The organism is Streptomyces sp. NRRL S-118, from assembly GCF_000716335.1.
In the GTDB taxonomy this organism is placed as follows: domain Bacteria; phylum Actinomycetota; class Actinomycetes; order Streptomycetales; family Streptomycetaceae; genus Streptomyces.
In genome coordinates this window covers 6780-28585 of sequence record NZ_KL591039.1, presented here as the reverse complement: position 1 = coordinate 28585, position 21806 = coordinate 6780, and the positions used below count along the sequence as shown (strand labels likewise).

Sequence of the window (21806 nt, the reverse complement as noted above, 5' to 3'; positions counted from 1 at the left end):
GGCCCGTCCGGGTCCGGCAAGTCGACGCTGCTGAACGCGGTGTCCGGCCTGGTGCCGCACTTCACCGGCGGCACCCTGCGCGGCCGGGTCACCGTCGACGGCCGCGACACCCGCACGCACCCGCCCCGCGAACTGGCCGACATCGTCGGCACGGTGGGCCAGGACCCGCTCGCCCACTTCGTCACCGACACGGTCGAGGACGAGCTGGCATACGGCATGGAGTCGCTGGGCCTGCCGCCCGCCGTGATGCGCCGGCGGGTGGAGGAGACCCTGGACCTGCTGGGCCTGGCGCCGCTGCGGGACCGGCCGATCGCCACCCTCTCGGGCGGGCAGCGGCAGCGCGTCGCCATCGGGTCCGTGCTGACGCCGCACCCGAAGGTCCTCGTCCTGGACGAGCCGACGTCGGCGCTGGACCCGGCGGCCGCGGAGGAGGTCCTCGCGGTGCTGCAGCGCCTGGTCCACGACCTCGGCACGACGGTGCTGATGGCGGAGCACCGCCTGGAGCGCGTGGTCCAGTACGCCGACCGCGTCGCACTCCTGCGCTCGCCCGGGGCTCCGGTGCTGCTCGGCTCTCCGGCCGAGGTGATGGCCCTCTCGCCGGTCCACCCTCCCGTGGTGGCGCTGGCGCGGGTGGCGGGCTGGTCGCCGCCGCCCCTGACGGTCCGCGCGGCCCGTCGCCTGGCCCCCGGGCTCCGGGCCCGCCTGGCGGACACCTCCCCGCCCGACCGGTCTGCCCTGCCCGACCCGGCCGGCCTGCCCGACCCGGCCGGCCTGGCTGCTCCGGCTGCCCCGGCCCTCCCCGCGAACCCGGCTTCTCCGGCTTCTCCGGCTTCCACCGGGGACGATCCCGTGGGCGCGGGCGCCCCGGGTGCGCGCGCGGCGCTGCGCCGCCTGCTGCGCCGGCGCGGCACGGCGGTCCGTGGCGGGGCCGGCGCGCCCGCACGGCCGGGCGGCGCGGCCACCGGAACCGGAGGGAGGAGGGCGGAGGTCCTCGGGACGGCGGAGGCTCTCGGGACGGCGGAGGCTCTCCTGGAGGCGAAGGCTCCCGGGGAGGTGAAGGCGCTCGCGCAGGGGGAAGCGCTCGCGGAGGCGGAGGCGCTGCGCGTGCGGCGGGGTGCCGTCGAGGCGCTGCGCCGGGTGGATCTGGCCGTGCGCGGCGGGGAGACCGTGGCACTCATGGGCCGCAACGGAGCCGGCAAGTCCACCCTGCTGGGCGCGCTCGTCGGGATGGTGGAACCGTCCGGCGGCCGGGTGCTCGTGGGCGGGTGCGTGCCGCACCGGACGGCTCCGCCCGAGATGCTCCGGCGGGCCGGGCTCGTACCGCAGGAGCCGCGGGACCTGCTGTACGCGGACACCGTGGCGGCCGAGTGCGCGGCCGCCGACACCGACGCGGGCGCGCCGCCCGGGACGTGCCGGGAGCTGGTGGCGCGGTTGCTGCCGGGGATCGGGGACGGCACCCATCCGCGCGATCTGTCCGAAGGGCAGCGGCTCGCGCTGGCGCTCGCGGTGGTGCTCACCGCGCGGCCCCCGCTGCTGCTGCTCGACGAGCCGACCCGGGGCCTGGACTACGCGGCCAAGGCCCGGCTCGTCGCGGTCCTGCGGGGCCTGGCCGCCGACGGGCACGGCATCCTGCTCGCCACGCACGACGTGGAGCTCGCGGCGGAGCTGGCGGACCGCGTCGTGGTCCTGGCGGAGGGCGAGGTCGTCGCGGACGGCCCGGCGGCCGAGGTCGTGACGTCCTCGCCCGCCTTCGCGCCGCAGGTCGCCAAGATCCTCGCACCGGAGCCGTGGCTGACCGTCGCGCAGGTGGAGGCGGCGCTGTGAGGGCCCGGCCGGTGCGCCTGGGCGTCCGTTCCGTGGCGGCGCTCGCGCTGGTCTCGGTGATCGGGGTGTTCGCCCTGGGATGGCCGCTGCTGGCGGACGGCGCCTCCGGGGTGGCGGGCAGCGCGCAGGACGTGCCGTGGCTGTTCGCCGTGCTGCTGCCGCTGCTCGTCGCCGTGGTCGTCGCGACGATCGCGGACTGCGGCATGGACGCCAAGGCGGTGGCGATGCTCGGCGTCCTCGCGGCGGTGGGGGCGGCACTGCGGCCGCTGGGCGCGGGCACGGCGGGCCTGGAGCCGATGTTCTTCCTGATGGTGCTCAGTGGCCGGGTGCTCGGCCCCGGTTTCGGGTTCGTCCTCGGGGCGGTGACGATCTTCGCGTCGGCCCTGCTGACGGGCGGCGTCGGGCCGTGGATGCCGTTCCAGATGCTGATGATGGGCTGGTTCACGATGGGCGCCGGGCTGCTGCCGGGGCCGGACCGCCTGCGCGGGCGGGGTGAGACGGCGATGCTCGCGCTGTACGGGGCGGTGGCCTCGTTCGCGTACGGGACCGGGATGAACCTGCAGGGCTGGGTCGTCATCGAACCGGCGGGCAGCGGCATCTCCTTCCACCCGGGTGACCCGCTGCACGAGAACCTGGTCCGGTTCGTCGCCTACTGCGCGGCGACCTCGCTCGGCTGGGACACGGGACGCGCCGTCCTGACCGTCGTACTCACCGTCACCATCGGATCCACGGTTCTGAAGGCGCTGCGACGTGCGACACGACGGGCCCACTTCGAGGCCCAGGTCACATTCGAAGGCTCGCCCCACGCTGTGGAGGGCCCCGGACCGGTGAGGTGACCCACAGGACGCAGCTCACATACGACCGGGGATAGTGGGCCGGAACGGGCATTCCTCCGGCCCGGGACTTCCCGTGGCGACGTGCGCCGATGGCCGCCCGGGGCCATGGGACCTTCCTCCCGGTAGTCCGGCGCCCCCTAGTACAAGGGGTCGTTGCGGCGGCCCGGCACGGCTGCTTCTCTGGTGGACGTCGCCGGGCGAACCGCAGCGGAACCGCAGCGGGAGCGCCCCTGGCAGCCACTCCCCCGCCCCCTGGCGCGGTACCGGCATGCCCGGGCGACGCCCCCCGTCCCCGACGTTAGGTCGCTACGTGTTCCGCTCGCTCGCCAGCCGTTTCTCCGCCCGTCCCAAGGCCGTCGCCGCCGGTGCCGCCGTGCTCCTCGGTGCGACCGGCGCAGTGCTGGGTACGACGGCACCGGCATCGGCCGCCTCCGCCTCCGCGCAGGACATCGCGAAGAAGCTGGTCCCGGCCGGCCAGTACCAGTGCTTCGACAAGATCGTCGAGCACGAGTCCGGCTGGAACCCGTCCGCCACCAATGCCTCGTCCGGCGCCTACGGCCTGGTGCAGGCCCTGCCGGGCTCCAAGATGGCGTCCGCCGGCGCGGACTGGAAGACCAACCCGGCCACCCAGATCGAGTGGGGCCTGGACTACATGAACGACCGCTACGGCAGCCCCTGCGGCGCGTGGAAGTTCTGGCAGTCCAACGGCTGGTACTGAGCCGACAGCATGCGGCAGGCCCCGGTGCGGCGCACCGGGGCCTTCCCGCGTCCGCCTCTCCACCGTTTCCCCTCTCCACCGGGCCGGCTCGCCGAAGGGACGGCACCGGGCGGGGGCCGCGCGGGACGGTGGAATCGGCGCAGGACCCGGCGGGTCCGGGAGGGTCCGGGAGGGACCGGGAGGGACCGGGAGGGACCGGGCGGAGTTCCCGCCGGGACCGGGCGGGACCCGAGCCGGGACCTGGCGTCAGAGCCGCTGGATGATCGTGCCGGTCGCCAGCCCCCCGCCCGCGCACATCGTCACCAGGGCGAACTCCTTGTCGCGCCGCTCCAGTTCGTGCAGCGCGGTGGTCAGCAGCCGCGCACCCGTCGCGCCCACGGGGTGGCCGAGCGCGATGGCGCCGCCGTTGACGTTCACCTTCTCCAGGTCCTGGTCGAAGACCTGGGCCCAGCTGAGCACCACGGAGGCGAAGGCCTCGTTGATCTCGACGAGGTCGATGTCGCGCAGCGACATCCCCGCCTTGCCGAGGACCGCGCGGGTGGCGTCGATGGGCCCGTCGAGGTGGAAGTGCGGTTCGGATCCGACGAGCGCCTGGGTGACGATCCGGGCGCGCGGCTTCAGCTTCAGCGCCCGTGCCATGCGCTTGGACGCCCACATGAGGGCGGCGGCGCCGTCGGAGATCTGCGAGGAGTTGCCCGCGGTGTGGACCGCGGTCGGCATGACCGGCTTCAGCCGGGCGAGCGCCTCCGCGCTGGTGTCGCGCAGCCCCTCGTCGCGGTCGACGAGCCGCCACATCCCCTGCCCCTCGTGCTGCTCCTCCTCGGTGGTCGGCACCTGGACGGCGAACGTCTCGCGCTTGAAGCGCTCCTCGGCCCACGCGGTGGCGGCACGCCGCTGCGACAGCAGCCCGAGGGCGTCCACCCGCTCCCGCGTGAGGCCCCGTTTGCGGGCGATGCGCTCGGCGGCCTCGAACTGGTTGGGCAGGTCGACGTTCCACTCGTCGGGGAAGGGCTTGCCCGGCCCGTGCTTGGACCCGCTCCCCAGCGGCACGCGGGACATGGCCTCCACGCCGCAGCTGATGCCGACGTCGATGACACCGCAGGCGATCATGTTGGCGACCATGTGGGCGGCCTGCTGCGAGGAACCGCACTGGCAGTCCACGGTGGTGGCGGCCGTCTCGCAGGGCAGCCCCATGGCGAGCCAGGCGGTGCGGGCGGGGTTCATGGACTGCTCACCGGCGTGGGTGACCGTACCGCTGACGATCTGCTCGACGCAGTCGGCGTGGAGGGCGGTCCGGCCGAGGAGCTCGCGGTACGTCTCGCCCAGCAGGTAGGCCGGGTGGAGGTTGGCGAGGGCGCCGGAGCGCCTTCCGATGGGAGTGCGTACGGCTTCGACGATGACGGGTTCCGCGGCCATGGGCTGGTCCTCTCCTGGCGGCCGCACCGGCGTCCCGGCGCCCGCGCGGACGGCTGTGTCCGTTCGGGGAACGGCTGCCCCCGAACCCCCGGCTGTGTCTTTCCGGGGGGCGGCTTCCGGCCCCCCGGCCGTGCCCGGCGGGGGCTGCCCCCGGCCCCCGGCCGCACTGGTCCCGGGGCGCGCCCCGGACCCCGCGAACTGGTACGCGTTCTAGTTCGCGGCCCAGTCTGCTGAGGCTTACCCCCGGTACGCAAGGGTCGTGCAGGACGGCGGCAGCAACCGGACACCGCGCACCCCTTGCCACTTGTAGAACCCGTTACTACCTTGCGGGCACATTCTGATGGCCCGTCAGACATAGGGGAGTCGCCGATGCCCTGTCCCCATGCACACCCCCACCTGCCCGAAGGCTTCGACCCCACCGATCCGGACCTGCTCCGCACCCGCGTCCCGCTGCCCGAGTTCGCCGCCCTGCGGCGGACCGCCCCCGTCTGGTGGTGCGCCCAGCCGCACGGCATATCCGGCTTCGACGACGACGGGTACTGGGCGGTGACGCGGCACGCCGACGTCAAGTACGTGTCCACGCACCCGGAGCTCTTCTCGTCCGCCACCAACACCGCGATCATCCGGTTCAACGAGACGATCGGCCGCGACCGGATCGACGCCCAGAAGCTGATCATGCTCAACATGGACCCGCCGGAGCACAGCCGGGTGCGCCAGATCGTCCAGCGCGGTTTCACCCCCCGCGCCGTCCGGTCCCTGGAGTCCGCCCTGCGGGACCGGGCCCGGCGCATCGCCGGCACGGCCCTCGCCGCCGCCGCGGACGGCGACGGGTCCTTCGACTTCGTCACCCGGGTCGCCGTCGAACTGCCGCTCCAGGCCATCGCCGAGCTCATCGGGGTACCGCAACAGGACCGCGCGAAGCTCTTCGACTGGTCCAACGCGATGGCGGCGTACGACGACCCCGAGTACGCCGTCACGGAGGAGGCCGGTACCGAGGCGGCCATGGAGATCGTCTCGTACGCCATGAGCCTCGCCGCCGCCCGCACGGAGTGCCCGGCCCAGGACATCGTGTCCCAGCTCGTCGCGGCGGAGGGCCAGGGCAACCTCTCCCACGACGAGTTCGGGTTCTTCGTGATCCTGCTCGCGGTGGCCGGCAACGAGACCACCCGCAACGCCATCAGCCACGGCATGCACGCCTTCCTCACCCACCCCGGGCAATGGGAGCTGTTCAAACGGGAGCGCCCGGCCACGACGGCCGAGGAGATCGTCCGCTGGGCGACCCCCGTGGTCTCCTTCCAGCGCACCGCCACCCGCGACCTGGAGCTGGGCGGGCGGACGATCCGGGCGGGCGACCGGGTCGGGGTCTTCTACTCCTCCGCCAACCACGACCCCGAGGTCTTCGAGCACCCCGAACGCTTCGACATCACCCGCGACCCCAACCCGCACCTCGGCTTCGGCGGCGGGGGCCCGCACTTCTGCCTGGGCAAGTCCCTCGCCGTCCTGGAGATCGACCTGATCTTCAACGCCGTGGCCGACGCCCTGCCCGGCCTGCGCCTCGCGGGCGAGCCGCGACGGCTGCGCTCGGCGTGGCTGAACGGCATCAAGGAGCTGCGCGTCACCCACCCCTGACCGGCACCGGCACCGGCACCGGCACCGTGCCACGGCACCGCCCCACGGCACACCGCGTCACGCCGCGGGGACGGGAACCGTGTGATCCGCCTCGGCGTCCGAGCGGGCATGCGGGGGAAACAACGGATACTCGGTCTCGTCGTCGCGCTGCTCGCGCTGCAGCTCGGCAGCCTCATCAGCCCGGCGTACGCCTGCGGCTGCGGCGCCATGATCCCGGACCGGGCGTCACGGATCGGTGTCCAGCGCGAGACCTCGATCGTGCACTGGGACGCCCGGTCACGCACCGAGCAGATCGTGATGCGCTTCTCGGTCCGCGGGACGGCGCGGGAGGCCGCCTGGATCATGCCGGTGCCCGGCCGGGCGGACGTCGAACTCGGCGACCCGTACCTGTTCGAGGAACTGCGCGAGCTGACCGCGCCGGAGCACCGCACCCGGCACTACTTCTGGCCCCGCTCCGGCGACTGGCCGTTCGGCGGTGGCGGGGACACCGCCGCCGCGCCGGCTCCCGGCGCCGCCCCGGACGCCACCGCACCGCCGGTCGGCGTGGTCGGCCGGGAGCGGCTCGGCGACTTCGACGTCGCCCGGCTGACCGCGACCGACCCGGACGCGCTGCGCGACTGGCTGGACGACAACGGCTTCGAGCTCCCCGAGCGGCTCAGCGGCGAACTGCGGCCCTACGTCGAGCAGAAGTGGGAGTACGTCGCGGTGCGCCTCGCGCCCGAGGAGCGCGGCGCGGCGCTGTACGGCACCCTCGACCCGCTGCGGATCAGGTTCGCCAGCGAGCGGCCGGTCTACCCGATGCGGCTGTCGCGGCTGGCGACGACCCCGCAGTCGCTCGGCCTGTACGTGCTCTCCGAGCACCGGATGGAACCGCGCGGCGCCATCGGCGGGAACGCGCCGGAGGTCACCTACGCGGGCGAGGTCCAGGCCCAGGGCGCGGTGGGCGAACTGACGGGCAGCGGCGGCGGGAAGGCGCGCCTCTTCCTGACGGCCGTGGAGCAGGCGTTCCCGGAGCCCGGCCGGATCGACGGCGACCACGAGCTGCGGGCGGCCGGCGCGGACACCCCGTACCGCCGTGTCGTGTTCCACGACCGGCTGCTGACGATCGGCGGCGAGGTACCGGTCTGGCTGGTCACCGTCGTCGCCGTACCGGTGGCGGCGACGGCTCTTCCACGGGCCCTGCGGCGGCGGCGTGCAGTACGTTCAGGGGCATGACACAAGCTCAGTGGAACGCCGTGTCGGACTACCTCACCGACATGCTGGCGCCCCCGGACGAGGCACTGACCGCAGCACTCGCCGCCGCCGGAGCGGCGGGGCTCCCGGACATCGCCGTGTCGCCGGCCGAGGGCAAGCTGCTGCACCTGCTGGCCCGTACGCAGGGGGCGCGCACCGTCCTGGAGATCGGCACCCTCGCCGGCTACAGCACCATCTGGCTGGCCCGGGCGCTGCCGCCGGACGGACGTCTGGTCACCCTGGAGTACGAGCCGGCCCACGCCGACGTGGCCCGCGCGAACCTCGCGCACGCCGGGCTCGAATCGATCGCGCAGGTGCGCACGGGCGCCGCCCTGGACCTGCTGCCGCAGCTGGCCGAGGAGGGGGCGGGCCCCTTCGACTTCGTCTTCATCGACGCGGACAAGAAGAACAACGCGCGGTACGTGGAGTGGACGCTGCGGCTCACCCGGCCGGGCAGCCTGATCGTCGTCGACAACGTCGTGCGGGGCGGCGCGGTCACCGACGAGACCGGTACGGACCCGTCGGTGGTCGGCACGCGCGAGATGCTCGACCTGGTCGCCCGCGACCCCAGGCTGGACGCCACGGCCCTGCAGATGGTGGGCCCGAAGGGCCACGACGGGATGCTGCTGGCCCGCGTGGTGGACTGACCCCATGACGACCAGCACCTGGGCCGTGGAGCCCGAGCCGTACGACACCGCCGACGCCACCGCCCTGCGGCGCGAGTACTACGCCGATGTGGCGGGCCGCTACTGGCGGCGGCCGGCGACCACCGCCGAGGTGGACGAGGGGCTCGCCGGGGACGGCGTGGAGCTGCTCACGCCGCCCACCGGGCAGTTCGTGGTCGGCCGGGTGGCCGGCGCACCGGCCGCCTGCGGCGGGGTGCTGATGCTGGACGCCGAACGGGCCGAACTCACCCGCGTGTTCATACGCCCCGCCCACCGTGGCACCGGCGGCGCGGCGCTGCTGCTGTCCGTGCTGGAGGACGCCGCGCGGGAGCTGGGCGCCCGGCGCATGGTGCTCAACACCCGGCTGGACCTGGTGGAGGCGCGGGCGCTGTACACCCGCAACGGCTACCGGGAGATCCCGGCGTACTGCGAGGGCCCGTACATGGAGGTCTGGTACGGCAAGGAGCTCCACGGCACCGCCTAGGTGTGCTGTCCGAACAGGTTGGTGACGCGGCCGGCTGGTGGTCGGCCGGGGCCCGCGAGCCCGGCAGGATCGGGACGACGGGCCCCGGCTCACCTGGTGCGCCGTGTGGCGGCGCGGCACGCACGCCGCCGCTCAGCGCGTGTGCGCCACGTGGTCGCGGTGCGGTTCGGCGGTGCGCGGCCGCTCCCGGGAGGAGCCGCACAGCTCGGCCGTCAGCTGCTCCACCAGCTGCACCAGGTCGGTCGGCCGCTGCGGCCCCCACCAGTCGCCCAGCAGCTCCGCCAGCGACTCCTCCCGGGCGTGCGCCAGCCGGGTCGCCACGGTCACGCCCTCGTCGGTGAGGACCAGTTGCAGGCCCACACGGCGCACCAGGCGCCGCTCCTCCAGTTGCCGGGCGGCCTCGGTGACCGCCCTGATCGGTACGGGGGTGGTGTCGGCGAGCCGTGCGGGCTCGACCGCGCCGTGGCGCCGCACCCGCAGCAGCAGCCAGCTCGCGGCGGGCAGCAGGTCCAGGCCCGCCCGTTCGGTGATCCGCTCGTAGACGGCCTTGCGGCCCTCACGGGAGCCGAGCACGGACAGGGCGCGGGCGCACTCCTCGTACGACGACCGCTCCACGGGGTTGGAGGCGAGGGTCTGGCTGGTGTCGGGCGCGGTGACCGAGCCGCGCAGCCGGTCCTCCTTCAGCAGCCAGGCGAGGAGGAAGGCGACGAGCACGACCGGGGCCGCGTACAGGAACACGTCCGTGATGGACGTGGCGTAGGCGTGCAGCACGTCGGGGCGCAGGGCGGGCGGCAGGTCCGTGATGGCCCGGGGGTCGGCGGCGATCCGGTCCGCGCTCGCGCCGGGCGGGACCTCCTGGCCGGCGAGGGCGGCCTCCAGTTTGCTCGTGAGCCGGCTGGTGAAAACCGTTCCGAAGATCGCGACGCCGAAGGACGCGCCGATGGAGCGGAAGAAGGTGGCGCCGGAGGTGGCGACGCCGAGGTCCTCGTACGCGACGGCGTTCTGCACCACCAGGACCAGCACCTGCATGACCAGGCCGAGCCCGGCGCCGAAGACGAAGAAGTACACGCTCATCTCCGCGTCGGAGCTGGACTCCTTCATCCGGTGCAGCAGGACCAGGCCGAGGGCGGTGATCGCGGTCCCGGCCACGGGGAAGACCTTCCAGCGGCCGGTGCGGCTGACGATCTGGCCGGAGGCGGTGGAGGTGAGCAGCATGCCGAGCACCATCGGCAGCATGTGCACACCGGACATGGTCGGCGACACGCCGCGCACCACCTGGAGGAACGTCGGCAGGTACGTCATCGCACCGAACATCGCGAAGCCCACGACGAAGCTGATGACGGAGACCAGCGTGAAGGTGCGGATCCGGAACAGCTTCAGCGGCAGGACCGGTTCGGCGGCGCGCCGCTCGACCCGGAGGAACCGGACGAGCAGGACGGCACCGAGGACGGCGAGGCCGATGATCTGCCAGGAGCCCCACTCCCAGGTGGTGCCGCCGAGGGACGCCACGAGCACCAGGCAGGTGGCGACCGAGGCGATGAGGAAGGTACCGAGGTAGTCGATGGTGTGGCGGGTGGCGCGCACCGGGATGTGGAGCACGGCGGCGATGACGAAGAGGGCCACGACCCCGACCGGCAGGTTGATGTAGAACACCCACCGCCAGGACAGGTGCTGGGTGAACAGCCCCCCGAGGAGCGGCCCGAGGATGCTGGTCGCGCCGAAGACGGCACCGAAGAGCCCTTGGTAACGGCCGCGTTCCCGCGGCGGGACGATGTCGCCGACGATCGCCATGGAGAGCACCATGAGGCCGCCGCCGCCCAGCCCCTGGACGGCCCGGAAGGCGATCAGCTGCGGCATGTCCTGCGCGACGCCGCACAATGCCGAGCCGATGAGGAAGAGGACGATCGCGGCCTGGAAGAGCCTCTTGCGGCCGTACTGGTCGCCGAGCTTGCCCCACAGGGGTGTGGCCGCGGTCGACGCCAGCAGGTAGGCCGTGACGACCCAGGACAGATGCTCCATGCCTCCGAGCTCGCTGACGATCGTCGGCAGGGCGGTGGAGACGATGGTCTGGTCGAGCGCGGCCAGCAGCATGCCGAGGAGCAGGGCTCCGATCGCGACCAGGACCGAGCGGTGAGGGAGTCCTTCACCCGGGGCGGGGCTGGTGGGCGGGGTGCTCACTTCCTGCGCCATCGACATCCTCTCCCTGTCTGTCCGCGTCTTCTCGTCGTCTCGTCGTCGTCTCGTCGTCGTCTCGTCGCTGCGTCGTCGCGTCGTTGCGTCCTTTTTCGCCTTGTGGCGCCTTTTCGCGCCTTCCGTGAGCGACGGCCGACGTGCGCCGGCGTGCGCGCCGCTGGTGAGCCGTCCGGGCCGCCGGATGCGTCGCGTACCCCCTGTTTTCTCTCCCATCCTGGGCGTTCTGGCCTGTTATGGCCTGTCGAACGGACGAAGGCCGGATCCGAGCGGCCGGGAGTGGCTGCATAATCGCTGGCAGTTCAAGGGGAGGGGACCCACGTGACGGGACGGGTGTGTCCTGAATGCGGCACCGCGGAGCACACGGGCTGCGGCTGCGCCGACGGTTTCGAGCCACTGCGCATCGGCCCGTACGTGCACCTCGACGCGCCGCACGGGCCCGGCGACGTCGCGTCGACGATGCCGTTGCCTCTGTACGCGCCCGAGGCGGGGCTCCCGGGCCCCCTGCCGGCGCTCGGGGACGCGCCCCCGGCCGCGGATCCGCAGCCGGGTCCGGGAGCGCCGGGGCCTGGGCCGATGCCGCCGGCCGATCCGGGGCCGATGCCGCCGGCGGTGGCGGCCGGACCCGGTCCCCTGCCGGACGCGGTACCGGAGCCGGTCCGGGCGGTCGGGCCGGAGCTCCCGGCGGACGCTCCACCGTCTGCGCCGCACGGCTCGGCGGCGGCCGGCTCGGCGGCCGCGCACCTGCCGGGCCGGGCCGGCACACACGCTCACGGCACGCAGCCGCACGGCCCGGATCCGTACGCAGCGGAGCCCTACGCCGTCGATCCGCACACCGCCGATCCGTACGCCGCCGATCCGTACGCCGCGGGACCGCAGGACCGGCAGCCCGAGGGGCCGAACCCGCGGGGATGGGAGCCGGAATCCGCGGCCGCAGAGGGATGGGAGCCGCAAGCCCCGGCAGGGCCGGGCGGCCGCGAGCCGGTGCGGGAGGAGTCCGGGGAGCTGTTCGCGCCCTCGTGGGAACCGGTGGACGGGCTGGGGCCCCGCCGGTCGCGCGCGCGGGAACGGGAGCGCGCCCGTGAGCAGGAGCGCCGCCGGCCCTACGCGGCCCTCGGCGCGGCGGCCGCCGTGGTGGCCGTGGCCTGCGCGGTGGCGTTCGCCGGCGGCATGTTCGACGGCGACGACGAGGCGGACAAGGTGCTGCCGGACCTGGACGTGAGCGCGCCCGCGTTTCCGAGCGGCCCGCCCGACACCCCCTCCGACATCCCCTCGCCCTCGGCGTCCGCGTCGAGATCCACCTCCGCCGAGGCGTCGCCGTCGGCCTCCCCCTCCGCCTCGCCGTCCGCGCGTACGTCCTCGGCGGCGCCCCTCTCGGCCGCGCCCGGCGCACCGGGCGCCGGCAGTGGCGGACAGCCCTCGGCGTCCCGCAGCCGCGGCCCGGCCCCGGACACGCCGCTGGGTCCGGAGCAGCCCTCGACCCTCCGTCGCGGCGATCGCGGCGCCGAGGTGACGGACCTCCAGCAGCGGCTGCGGGAGGCCGGCGTCTACGACGGCCCGCTGCACGGCCGCTACGACAAGAGCGTCGAGGAGGCGGTGTACCGGTACCAGTGGGCCCGCGCGATCGACGAGGACGGCTGGGGCGTCTACGGCCCGGCGACCCGGCAGTCCCTGGAGGCCGAGACGGCAGGCGGCTGACAGGACAGGCGACCGACACGGCAGGCGGCTCAGAGCACAGGCGACCGACACGGCAGGCGGCTGGGACGGCAGGCCGGGATCACGGGCCGTCGAACCGGCGTGCCGGGGCCGGGTGGCGCGTCCCCGCCTCGTTTTGTATCGTGGAGGAACAAAGTGGTTCCCGCCCGTATACCCTGACCGGCGGGCGGGGCCACTGCGTACCGCATCCCTCTGCCCGTGGAGCCCCTCCATGACGTCAGCGCCCGCCGTCCCGCACCTGACCGCCAGGGCCCTCCTGCTCGACATGGACGGCACGCTCGTCAACTCCGACGCCGTCGTGGAGCGCTGCTGGAGCCGCTGGGCCGTGCGCCACGGACTGGACCCCGCGGAGGTGCTCCAGGTCGTCCACGGCCGCCAGGGGTACGCCACGATGGCCCTCCTGCTGCCGGAGCGGCCCATGGAGCAGAACCACGCCGACAACCGGGTGCTGCTCGCGGAGGAGACCGCCGACCTCGACGGCGTCGTGCCGATCGGCGGCGCTCCCGCGTTCATGGCGGCCATCGCCGCGCTGCCGCACGCCCTGGTGACCTCGGCCGACGCGGCACTGGCCCGGGCCCGCATGGGCGCCGCGGGGCTGCGCATGCCGCAGGTGCGGGTGACCGCGGAGTGCGTGGGCGCGAGCAAGCCGGACCCGGAGGGCTTCCTGAAGGGCGCCGCCGAACTCGGCGTGGACCCGGCGGAGTGCGTGGTGTTCGAGGACTCCGAGGCGGGCATCCGGGCCGGCCGCGCCGCCGGGATGCGCGTGGTGGGCGTGGGGCCGCGCGCGGCCGCCTTCGCCCCCGACGTGCACGTACCGGACCTGAGGCACGTGCGCGTGGCGGCGGACGGCCCCGACGGAACGATCCGCCTCCACGTCACCGCGTAGCGCACGGCGCGTACGTCACCGCGCAGCCCGTACGTCACCACCCGACCCGTACGTCACCACGCAGCGCCTACGGCGCCGCTCAGCGCGTGGCTGCGCGGCGCCCCCGGCACGTCGTCAGGGAGCCAGCGCCTCGTACAGACTGAAGCCCGCCAGCGCCAGCATCAGGCAGGCGGCGATCTTGGTGATCAGCCGCAGTGGTACGTACTTCATGAGCGTCCGGCCGCCGAGGATGCCCAGCCCCGCGACCGTCCACAGGGCGAGCACGGCGCCGAGGCCGACGGAGAGCGGGTTGTCGTAGCGGGCCGCGAGGTTCGCGGTCATGATCTGCGTCAGGTCACCGAACTCGGCGACCAGGATCAGCATGAAGCCCGCCCCGGACACCTTCCAGAAGGACTGGTCGGCCGGGGGCCTGATGCCCTCGTCCTCGCCGTCGTCCTTCTTCAGCAGCAGCACCGCGGCCCCGCACAGGAACAGCACGCCCACCAGCGCCTGCACCAGCCGGTGCGGCAGCAGGGTCAGGACGCTGCCGGCGGCGACGGCGAGCGCGACGTGGACGGCGAAGGCCGCGGCGACACCCGCGAAGACGTAGGACGCCCGGTAGCGGGTGCCCAGCATGAGGCCGGCGAGCGCCGTCTTGTCGGGGAGTTCGGCGAGGAAGACGACGCCGAAGGTGATCGCCATGATCGTGAGGCTGAGCACGGGATGGGTTCCTCAATCGGTCGGGCACCGCCGTACCGAGAAGAGACGTGTCAGGGGTCGCTCCGGCACGGCGGCACCATGGGCATGTCGGGCATGGCATGGCACTGCTGTTGCCGAAGGTCTCGCTGGCCGCCCCGCAAGGCCGCCTCCGGGCGCCGGCCGGGCACGAGGCCCAGCAGTATGTCGACGGTCCGGCGAAGAGCTACTCCCCTTCTGCTCCGTCCAGGGTACGTGACGGGCCCGGCTACGCCTCGCGCCGGTGCAGCCTCCCCCGCGCGACCAGCTCCAGGACCGCCGCCACCGCGACCGCCTGCACCGCCATCAGCGCCACCAGGACGAACAGCTGCACCGCCCCGGCCTCCAGCGGCTCCGCCCCGCCCAGCAGCATCCCGACGAACGCCCCGGGCAGCGTGACCAGCCCCACCGTCCGGGTCTGGTCCAGGCCGGGCAGCAGCGCCTCGGCCGCCGCCTCCCGCGCCACCTCCAGCCGCGCGTCGCGCTCCGGCAGCCCCAGCGCCAGCCCCGCCTCCACCTCGCCGTGCCGCGTCCGGAGCTCGTCCAGGGCGCGCCGCCCGCCGAGCACCGTCGCGGTGAGCGCGCCCCCGATGAGGATGCCGGTCACCGGGATCAGCGCGATGCCCTTCGGCGGCAGGAGCCCGGTGAGCAGCAGCGCGGCGACGACGGGGACGACCCCCGCGGCGATGGGGACGGCCGCCCACCACCAGGTGCCGTTCGGGGTGACGCGGCGCCCCGCGGTGCGGACCGCGACCGCGTACATCAGCAGCAGGAAGAGGAGCAGCAGCGGTACGGCCCGGACGACCCAGCCGATCACCAGCGAGACGGCGGCGAGCTGGACCGCGGCCCGCACGCCCGCCGTGACGGTGTCGCGCGGCGGCCGCAGGCGGGCGGCCGCCACCACCGCGGCCGCGACGGCGAGCAGGACCGCGAGAACGACCCCGAACGTGACATTGACGGGCAGAAGCACCCGCCAACCGTAGTGCGCCGACGGAGATCTGGCGTGACGTCAGCATGCCCGGACCCTTGATCTGACGTGAGCATGTCGCCACTCTGTTACCTGGCGCCCGCCTGACCGAAACCTGGCGTCGCAACCATGGCCGAGCCGCCCGCCGGGCGGGATCTCGGCCAAGGCCCCCCACCTCTCTAGGAGTTCGCATGTCCGGTGTCTACGCGCGTCGAATAGCCGTGCTCGCCGCCTCCGCAGCACTCACCGCCACCGGCGTCCTGGCCACCGCCCCCACCGCCCAGGCCGCCCCGCCCACCCCCGTCGGCGCCGACACCGCCCGCTCCTGGCTGAGCCAGCTCACGGTGAAGGCGGAAGGTTCCTCCAGTGGTTACAGCCGTGACCTGTTCCCGCACTGGAGCACCCAGTCGGGCAGCTGCAACACCCGTGAGGTCGTCCTCAAGCGCGACGGCGTCAACGTGGTCCAGGACTCCGGCTGCGCGGCGGTCAGCGGCACCTGGTACTCGGAGTACGACGGCGCCACCTGGCGCGCGGCCTCGGACCTGGACATCGACCACGTCGTCGCCCTCGCCGAGGCGTGGCGCTCGGGCGCCAGCAGCTGGACCACCTCGCAGCGCCAGGCGTTCGCCAACGACCTGACCCGCCCGCAGCTGATCGCCGTGACGGACGACGTCAACCAGGCCAAGAGCGACCTCGACCCGGCCGAGTGGCTGCCGCCGCGCACCGCGTACCGCTGCACCTACGCCCGGATGTGGGTGCACGTGAAGTACCACTGGAAGCTGAGCGTGGACTCGGCGGAGAAGAGCGCCCTGCAGTCCGTCCTCAACGGCTGCTGAGCCCTCCGGCTCCCGGCCTCCTCCGTCGTTCCGTACCGTATGAGTACGGGGACGGGCGACGGAGGAGGCCGCGCATGGCAGCCGGATTGCGCTTGGGACCGGTCCTGCGGTACGTCGACTGGGCCGGCGGCGACCGCGCCACGGTCTGGGTCGAGGCGGACCGGCCCTGCACGGCCGAGGTCCGCTGCGCCGACGGGGCCGGTGGTGCCACGCGCACCTTCCGGATCGCCGGGCACCACTACGCCCTCGTGACCGTCACCGGGCTGACGCCCGGCACGACGACCCCGTACGAGGTGCTGCTGGACGACCGCACGGTGTGGCCGCCCGCCGACGCGCGGTACCCCGCGAGCACCATCACCACGCCCCGCCCCGGCGCCGGCGAGGTCCACGTCACCTTCGGGTCCTGCCGCTGGTCCGCGCCGCCCGGCGACGGCAAGGACCCCGTGGGCGCGGACGCGCTGGACAAGCTCGCCGCCCGCCTCGCGGCCGACCCCGCCGCCGTGCGCCCCGACGTCCTGCTGCTGCTGGGCGACCAGGTGTACGCCGACGAGACGTCCGAGGCGACGCGCCGGTGGCTGGCCGCCCGCCGCGACCTGGACGAGCCGCCGGGCGCCCAGGTGGCGGACTACGAGGAGTACACCCACCTCTACTACGAATCCTGGCTGGACCCGGGCGTGCGGTGGCTGCTCTCCACCGTGCCCAGCTGCATGATCTTCGACGACCACGACGTCGTCGACGACTGGAACACCAGCGCCGCGTGGGTGGCCGACATGCGCCGTACGACGTGGTGGCGGGAGCGCATCCTGAGCGGACTGATGTCGTACTGGGTCCACCAGCACCTGGGCAACCTCTCCCCCGACGAGCTGGACGCCGACCCCCTGTACGCGGCGGTGCGCGCCGCACCGGACGGGACCGAGGTGCTGCGGCGGTTCGCGGCGGAGGCGGACGAGAAGCCGGCCGGGGTCCGCTGGAGCTACCGGCGGGACTTCGGCCGCACCCGGCTGCTCATGGTGGACACCCGGGCGGCCCGGGTGCTGGACGAGCACGAGCGGTCGATGCAGGACGAGGCCGAGGAGCGGTGGATCCGGGACGAGGCGCTGGCCGACCGGGCCTCCTGCGACCACCTGCTGATCGGCACCTCGCTGCCGTGGCTGCTGCCGCCGCTGATGCACGACGCGGAGGCCTGGAACGCGGCGCTGTGCCGGGGCGAGCGCGGGGCGCGCTGGGCGCGGATCTCCGAAGCGGTGCGCCGCAAGGCGGACTTGGAGCACTGGTCGGCGTTCCCGGAGTCGTTCGACCGGCTGGCGCGGCTGCTGGCGGAGGCGGGCGGCGGACCGGACGCCCCGGCGACCGTGTGCGTGCTGTCGGGCGACGTGCACCACGCGTACCTCGCCGAGCCGGTGTGGCCGGGTACCACCGGCGAGATCCCCGAGGCGCGCGTGGTCCAGCTGACCTGCTCCCCGGTGCACAACCGCATCCCGCGCTCCCTGCGCTGGGGGTTCCGCTTCGGCTGGAGCCGCGCGGGCCGCCGGCTCGGCCACGCCCTGCGGCGGCACGGGCGCGCCGCGCCGCCCGCGGTGGACTGGCACCGGACGGGCGGGCCGTGGTTCGGCAACCAGCTGATGACGCTGACGGTGCGCGGGCGCGCGGCGGAGCTGCGGCTGGAGCAGGCGCGCGGGGACGCCGGGTTGAGCACCGTGAAGGAGTGGACGCTGGCACGGGAGTGACCACGGCGGCGCGGCTGCGGGCCGCCGTGGTCGCGGGGGAAGCGGGTCCGGCGGCCGGCCACCGGGCCGGCGGCGGGACGGTGCGCGGCGGGCCGTCGGGTTCCTGGCCGGGCGGGTGGCGGCGGGCCGTCGGGTTCTGGCCGGGCGGGTCGCGGCGGGCCGTCGGGGCGGCGGGCGGGTCCGGTGTCCGTCGCGGCGGGTGTCGCCGTGGCTGTGAACGTCCGGTGAACGTCCCGTTCAGACCCCCCGACGATCCCCGCATAGCGGACGGTGACGCTCTCCGCAGCGCTTCGGTGAGCAGGGCCGCACCGGCATGATGAGCGTTCCGCTTGCCGCCCCGCTGCCCGGGAGTCGTGTCTTGTCCGTCTCGTCCGTCACCTCCGCAGTTCCCCGTGCCATAGCCCTGGTCGGCGCAGGTCCTCGCGGTACATCGGTGCTCGAAAGACTCTGCGCCTCCGCCCCGGAACTCGCCCCCGGCACCCCGGTGACCGTCCATGTCGTCGACCCGTTCCCACCGGGCCCCGGCCGGGTCTGGCGCACCGACCAGCCGGCCGAGCTGCTGATGAACACCGTCGCCTCGCAGGTCACGGTCTTCACCGACGACAGCGTGCGCTGCGCGGGCCCGATACGCCGGGGGCCGAGCCTGTACGAGTGGGCCGCGAGCCGCTCGTACGGGCTCGGTCCCGACGACTACCCCACCCGCGCCTGCTACGGCGCCTACCTGGCCTGGGCGTTCGCGCGCACGGTGCGCGAGGCGCCGCCGCAGGTGACCGTGCGGGTGCACCGCGCCAGGGCCGTACGCCTGGAGGACGGCACGGACGGGGCGCACCGCGGGTGCGGCACCGGCGCCCCGCAGACGCTGACGCTGGACGACGGGACGGTGCTCACGGGCCTCGGCGCGGTGGTCCTGGCGCAGGGCCACCTGCCGGCGGGCGGCGGGGAGACGGAGGTCCGGCTCGCCGCCCACGCGGAGCGGCACGGGCTGCGGTACCTGCCGCCGGCCAACCCGGCGGACCTCGACCTGTCGTTCCTCGCGCCCGGTGAGCCCGTACTGCTGCGGGGCCTGGGCCTGAACTTCTTCGACCACATGGCGCTGCTGACGGCGGGCCGCGGCGGCCGGTTCGAGCGGGCGGCCTCCGGGCTGGTGTACCGCCCATCGGGCCTGGAGCCGCGCCTGTACGCAGGGTCGCGGCGCGGCGTCCCTTACCAGGCCCGCGGTGACAACGAGAAGGGCGCGTCGGAGCGGCACGAGCCGCTCGTGCTGACGCCGGACGTCATCAAGGCGTTCCGCAAGCGCGCGGAGGCGGGCGATCCGCCGGACTTCCTCGACGAGATATGGCCCCTGGTGGCGCTGGAGGTCGAGACGACGTACTACGAGACGCTCCTTCCGGACGCGCGCGGCTTCCGTCCGCTGTTCCTCACCGACCCGCGGGCCGCCCTGGACGCGTACGGCGTCCCGGAGCAGGAGCGCTGGTCCTGGGAGCGTCTCGCGCACCCGTACCGGGGGGAAACGTTCCACTCCCCGCAGGACCACCGCGCCTGGCTGCTGGCGTACCTGCGCCGGGACGCGGCCCGGGCGGCGCTCGGCAACAGCACGGGCCCGCTGAAGGCCGCGCTGGACGTGCTGCGCGACATCCGCAACGAGCTGCGGCTGATCGTGGACCACGCGGGGCTGCCGGGCGCCTCCCGCCGCGACCACCTCGACCGCTGGTACACGCCGCTGAACGCGTTCCTCTCGATCGGCCCGCCGCGCCGCCGCATCGAGGAGATGACGGCGCTGATCGAGGCGGGCGTCCTGGAGGTGCTCGGCCCGCGCCTGGAGGTGCGGGCCGAGGAGGGGGCCTTCACCGGGCGGTCGCCGGACGTCCCCGGTCCGGCCGTGCGCGCGACCACGCTGATCGAGGCGCGGCTGCCGGAGCCGGATCTGCGGTGCACCGGCGACGCCCTGCTGGCGGATCTGCTGCGGGAGGGCGGGTGCCGGACCCATGTCATCGACGGTTACGACACGCGTGGTCTGGATGTCACACCGCGCCCGTATCGTCTGATCGATGCTCAGGGGCGGGCGCACACCCGCCGGTTCGCCCTCGGCGTGCCCACGGAGGGCGTGCACTGGGTGACGGCCGCGGGCGCCCGGCCCGGCGTCGACTCGGTGACCTTGTCGGACGCGGACGCGGTGGCCCGCGCGGCTCTGCAGGTCTCCGCGCCGGAGGCCCAAGCTCCGATTATTGAACTTGCAAGTATTGATTAGGCCCGCCTAACGTGTCCCCTCACCGGTTCCGTCCCCAACCGCATGGAGACCCTTCATGTCCCGTCTGAGAAACGGCCTCGACGAGGCCAGCCCGTACGCACTGGGCCTGTTCCGGATCGTCATCGGCCTGCTCTTCCTGTGCCACGGCGCCGCCTCGCTCTTCGGTGTCCTCGGTGGCGCGCACGGCGGCGGCACCGTCCCCGTCGGCTCCTGGCCCGGCTGGTACGCCGCCGTGATCCAGCTCGTGGGCGGCGGCCTGGTGCTGCTGGGCCTGGGCACCCGGAGCGCCGCCTTCGTCGCGTCCGGCTCGATGGCGTACGCGTACTTCAAGGTCCACCAGCCCGAGGCGCTGTTCCCGCTGCAGAACGGCGGCGAGCCGTCCGCCATGTTCTGCTGGGCGCTGCTGCTCCTGGTCTTCACGGGTCCGGGCGCGCTGGCCCTGGACTCCCTGTTCGGCTCCCGCACCGCGTCCGCCACCGCGGCCGAGCGTGACGGGAAGGGCGCCCCCGCCTCCGTGTGACCCCCGGCCGGGCGTACGCTGTGGGGCTGTCAGCCGCCCATGCTGGACGGGACCGGGGAGTGAAGGTGCTCGAAAGCGTGGGGTCGCTGACCGCCGGCCCATGGATCTACGTGGCGGTCGTGGTGTCGGTCCTCCTGGACGTGTTCCTGCCGGTCCTGCCGAGCGGCATCCTGGTGATCACCGCCGCCACCGCCGCCGCCACGGGCACCGGCTCCCTGCTGACCCTCACGCTGTGCGCGGCCGCCGCCTCGCTCGCCGGCGACCTGGTCGCGTACGCCCTGGCCCGGCGCGGCGGCGCCCGCCTGGACCGGGCCATCGCCCGCTCGCGTCGCCTGACCCGGGCGCAGGAACGTCTCGGCACGGCGCTCGCGCGGGGCGGTGGCCTGCTCGTCGTGATCGCACGCTTCGCCCCCGCCGGCCGCTCCGTGGTCTCCCTGGGCGCCGGCGCGGCGCGCCGCAAGGCCAGCCAGTTCCTGCCGTGGTCGGCGCTGGCGGGCGTGGCGTGGGCGACGTACAGCGTGGGGCTGGGGTATTTCGGCGGCCAGTGGCTGGGCGCGACCTGGACCGGCGTGGCGGTCTCCGCCCTCGCCCTCTTCCTGGCGGGCAGCCTGGCCGCCTACGTCATGCGACGTCCTCTGCCGGCCGCCTAGCGCTCCCCCGCACCTCGATCCCCGCGAGCAGTTCGCGGGTCGCCTCGGCGATCTCGGCCACGGCCCGCTCGAAGACCTCGCGGTTGTGCGCGGCGGGCGTGCGGAAGCCGGACACCTTCCGCACGTACTGGAGGGCGGCGGCACGCACGTCCTCCTCGGTGGCCTCGTGGGGCAGGGCGGGCGGGCGAAGGGTCTTGATGCTGCGGCACATGCCTCCAGTGTCCTCCAGCCGCCGCGTGGGCGCGGGGTCCCGGGACGCCCGCTCTCCGGCGCCGTCCGGTGCCGCTCCAGGGGCACCCGGGACTCGCTCCCGACGCCCGGGCGGTGCTCGCCCCCCGGTGGCCGGCCCGGCACTCGCCCCGGACGGCCGACTGCCAGGCGCCACCGACGTCCGGGCGGTACTTGGCCCCCGGTGACCGACCGGCACTCGCCGCCGACGCCCGGGCGGTGGCCCCCGGGTGGCTGGCCCGACACTCGCCCCGGGCCGACCGGCACCTGACCCGGGCGGCCGACCGGTAGGCGCCGCCGACGTCCGGGCTGCACTTGC

The 21806-nt window shown here is 74.5% G+C and carries 19 protein-coding genes; 14 read left to right on the top strand and 5 right to left on the bottom strand.

The genetic code is table 11. The features are described from left to right. The 3 genes from IH00_RS0135200 to IH00_RS0135190 all read left to right on the top strand — a co-directional run. Positions 1 to 1824, top strand: a 1824-nt coding sequence (locus IH00_RS0135200; protein WP_031080420.1) for an ABC transporter ATP-binding protein, incomplete at its 5' end; no start/stop codon positions are given. Continuing rightward, on the top strand, positions 1788 to 2660 hold the full coding sequence (locus tag IH00_RS0135195; RefSeq protein ID WP_078888136.1) for an ECF transporter S component: 873 nt from the start codon (positions 1788 to 1790) through the stop codon (positions 2658 to 2660). The genes IH00_RS0135200 and IH00_RS0135195, both read left to right, overlap by 37 nt. Before the next feature lie 310 nt (positions 2661 to 2970). Continuing rightward, complete coding sequence (locus IH00_RS0135190) at positions 2971 to 3378, top strand: aggregation-promoting factor C-terminal-like domain-containing protein (protein WP_031080417.1); 408 nt, start codon at positions 2971 to 2973, stop codon at positions 3376 to 3378. A 246-nt stretch (positions 3379 to 3624) separates the two neighbouring features. Here the strand turns inward: IH00_RS0135190 and IH00_RS0135185 are convergent, their stop codons facing one another. After that, the gene (locus tag IH00_RS0135185) at positions 3625 to 4794 is read right to left on the bottom strand and encodes a steroid 3-ketoacyl-CoA thiolase (protein ID WP_031080416.1); all 1170 of its coding nucleotides are present in this window, start codon (positions 4792 to 4794) and stop codon (positions 3625 to 3627) included. 369 nt (positions 4795 to 5163) lie between these two features. Here IH00_RS0135185 and IH00_RS0135180 point away from each other — a divergent pair, with 369 nt between their 5' ends. The 4 genes from IH00_RS0135180 (at position 5164) to IH00_RS0135165 (ending at position 8805) form a co-directional block, all read left to right on the top strand. Then, positions 5164 to 6423, top strand: a complete 1260-nt coding sequence (locus IH00_RS0135180; protein WP_031080415.1) for a cytochrome P450 — start codon at positions 5164 to 5166, stop codon at positions 6421 to 6423. A 108-nt stretch (positions 6424 to 6531) separates the two neighbouring features. Further along, positions 6532 to 7638 carry a DUF2330 domain-containing protein gene (locus tag IH00_RS0135175; RefSeq protein ID WP_031080414.1) on the top strand — a complete coding sequence of 369 codons (1107 nt, stop codon included), beginning with the start codon at positions 6532 to 6534 and terminating at the stop codon, positions 7636 to 7638. Continuing rightward, on the top strand, positions 7635 to 8303 hold the full coding sequence (locus IH00_RS0135170; protein WP_031080413.1) for an O-methyltransferase: 669 nt from the start codon (positions 7635 to 7637) through the stop codon (positions 8301 to 8303). Before IH00_RS0135175 ends, IH00_RS0135170 begins: the two co-directional genes overlap by 4 nt. 4 nt (positions 8304 to 8307) lie before the next feature. Beyond that, positions 8308 to 8805, top strand: coding sequence for a GNAT family N-acetyltransferase (locus tag IH00_RS0135165; protein WP_031080406.1), 498 nt, complete (start codon positions 8308 to 8310; stop codon positions 8803 to 8805). A 132-nt stretch (positions 8806 to 8937) separates the two neighbouring features. On the opposite strand, the gene IH00_RS0135160 is transcribed toward IH00_RS0135165, so the two are convergent. Next, positions 8938 to 10995 carry an MDR family MFS transporter gene (locus tag IH00_RS0135160; RefSeq protein WP_031080404.1) on the bottom strand — a complete coding sequence of 686 codons (2058 nt, stop codon included), beginning with the start codon at positions 10993 to 10995 and terminating at the stop codon, positions 8938 to 8940. Positions 10996 to 11316: 321 nt separating this feature from the next. On the opposite strand from IH00_RS0135160, the gene IH00_RS39240 reads away from it, so the two are divergent. Together IH00_RS39240 and IH00_RS0135150 are read left to right on the top strand one after the other, a co-directional pair. Then, positions 11317 to 12693, top strand: coding sequence for a peptidoglycan-binding protein (locus IH00_RS39240; protein WP_052411887.1), 1377 nt, complete (start codon positions 11317 to 11319; stop codon positions 12691 to 12693). Positions 12694 to 12922: 229 nt separating this feature from the next. Continuing rightward, positions 12923 to 13597: an HAD-IA family hydrolase gene (locus IH00_RS0135150; RefSeq protein WP_031080400.1), complete on the top strand. Its 675-nt coding sequence runs from the start codon at positions 12923 to 12925 to the stop codon at positions 13595 to 13597. Positions 13598 to 13711: 114 nt separating this feature from the next. On the opposite strand, the gene IH00_RS0135145 is transcribed toward IH00_RS0135150, so the two are convergent. Further along, positions 13712 to 14296: a TMEM165/GDT1 family protein gene (locus tag IH00_RS0135145; RefSeq protein ID WP_031080397.1), complete on the bottom strand. Its 585-nt coding sequence runs from the start codon at positions 14294 to 14296 to the stop codon at positions 13712 to 13714. A 244-nt stretch (positions 14297 to 14540) separates the two neighbouring features. Beyond that, positions 14541 to 15281, bottom strand: coding sequence for an ABC transporter permease (locus IH00_RS0135140; RefSeq protein ID WP_031080395.1), 741 nt, complete (start codon positions 15279 to 15281; stop codon positions 14541 to 14543). Between the two features lie 188 nt (positions 15282 to 15469). Here IH00_RS0135140 and IH00_RS0135135 point away from each other — a divergent pair, with 188 nt between their 5' ends. The 5 genes from IH00_RS0135135 to IH00_RS0135115 all read left to right on the top strand — a co-directional run bounded on the left by IH00_RS0135135 (position 15470) and on the right by IH00_RS0135115 (position 21259). Beyond that, the gene (locus IH00_RS0135135) at positions 15470 to 16114 is read left to right on the top strand and encodes an HNH endonuclease family protein (RefSeq protein WP_031080393.1); all 645 of its coding nucleotides are present in this window, start codon (positions 15470 to 15472) and stop codon (positions 16112 to 16114) included. A gap of 74 nt (positions 16115 to 16188) precedes the next feature. Then, positions 16189 to 17841 (top strand): alkaline phosphatase D family protein, encoded by a 1653-nt coding sequence (locus IH00_RS0135130; protein WP_031080391.1) that lies wholly within the window; start codon positions 16189 to 16191, stop codon positions 17839 to 17841. A gap of 316 nt (positions 17842 to 18157) precedes the next feature. Further along, on the top strand, positions 18158 to 20089 hold the full coding sequence (locus tag IH00_RS0135125) for an FAD/NAD(P)-binding protein (protein ID WP_031080389.1): 1932 nt from the start codon (positions 18158 to 18160) through the stop codon (positions 20087 to 20089). Between the two features lie 55 nt (positions 20090 to 20144). Next, a complete protein-coding gene (locus tag IH00_RS0135120) occupies positions 20145 to 20609 on the top strand; it encodes a DoxX family protein (RefSeq protein ID WP_031080387.1) in 465 nt (154 codons plus the stop codon). Positions 20610 to 20674: 65 nt separating this feature from the next. Continuing rightward, the gene (locus tag IH00_RS0135115; protein ID WP_031080385.1) at positions 20675 to 21259 is read left to right on the top strand and encodes a DedA family protein; all 585 of its coding nucleotides are present in this window, start codon (positions 20675 to 20677) and stop codon (positions 21257 to 21259) included. On the opposite strand, the gene IH00_RS0135110 is transcribed toward IH00_RS0135115, so the two are convergent. Beyond that, positions 21231 to 21470, bottom strand: a complete 240-nt coding sequence (locus IH00_RS0135110; protein ID WP_031080382.1) for a DUF2277 domain-containing protein — start codon at positions 21468 to 21470, stop codon at positions 21231 to 21233. The two genes, IH00_RS0135115 and IH00_RS0135110, sit on opposite strands and share 29 nt — an antisense overlap. Positions 21471 to 21806 lie beyond the last annotated feature (336 nt).

Excerpts from the sequence above, each read along its gene's own strand:
- IH00_RS0135185 (WP_031080416.1), bottom strand. The coding sequence starts at position 4,794 with ATGGCCGCGGAACCCGTCATCGTCGAAGCCGTACGCACTCCCATCGGA.
- IH00_RS0135150 (WP_031080400.1), top strand. The coding sequence starts at position 12,923 with ATGACGTCAGCGCCCGCCGTCCCGCACCTGACCGCCAGGGCCCTCCTG.
- IH00_RS0135180 (WP_031080415.1), top strand. The coding sequence starts at position 5,164 with ATGCCCTGTCCCCATGCACACCCCCACCTGCCCGAAGGCTTCGACCCC.
- IH00_RS0135135 (WP_031080393.1), top strand. The coding sequence starts at position 15,470 with ATGTCCGGTGTCTACGCGCGTCGAATAGCCGTGCTCGCCGCCTCCGCA.
- IH00_RS0135125 (WP_031080389.1), top strand. The coding sequence starts at position 18,158 with ATGAGCGTTCCGCTTGCCGCCCCGCTGCCCGGGAGTCGTGTCTTGTCC.
- IH00_RS0135170 (WP_031080413.1), top strand. The coding sequence starts at position 7,635 with ATGACACAAGCTCAGTGGAACGCCGTGTCGGACTACCTCACCGACATG.
- IH00_RS0135110 (WP_031080382.1), bottom strand. The coding sequence starts at position 21,470 with ATGTGCCGCAGCATCAAGACCCTTCGCCCGCCCGCCCTGCCCCACGAG.
- IH00_RS0135160 (WP_031080404.1), bottom strand. The coding sequence starts at position 10,995 with ATGGCGCAGGAAGTGAGCACCCCGCCCACCAGCCCCGCCCCGGGTGAA.
- IH00_RS0135130 (WP_031080391.1), top strand. The coding sequence starts at position 16,189 with ATGGCAGCCGGATTGCGCTTGGGACCGGTCCTGCGGTACGTCGACTGG.
- IH00_RS0135120 (WP_031080387.1), top strand. The coding sequence starts at position 20,145 with ATGTCCCGTCTGAGAAACGGCCTCGACGAGGCCAGCCCGTACGCACTG.
- IH00_RS0135165 (WP_031080406.1), top strand. The coding sequence starts at position 8,308 with ATGACGACCAGCACCTGGGCCGTGGAGCCCGAGCCGTACGACACCGCC.
- IH00_RS0135175 (WP_031080414.1), top strand. The coding sequence starts at position 6,532 with ATGCGGGGGAAACAACGGATACTCGGTCTCGTCGTCGCGCTGCTCGCG.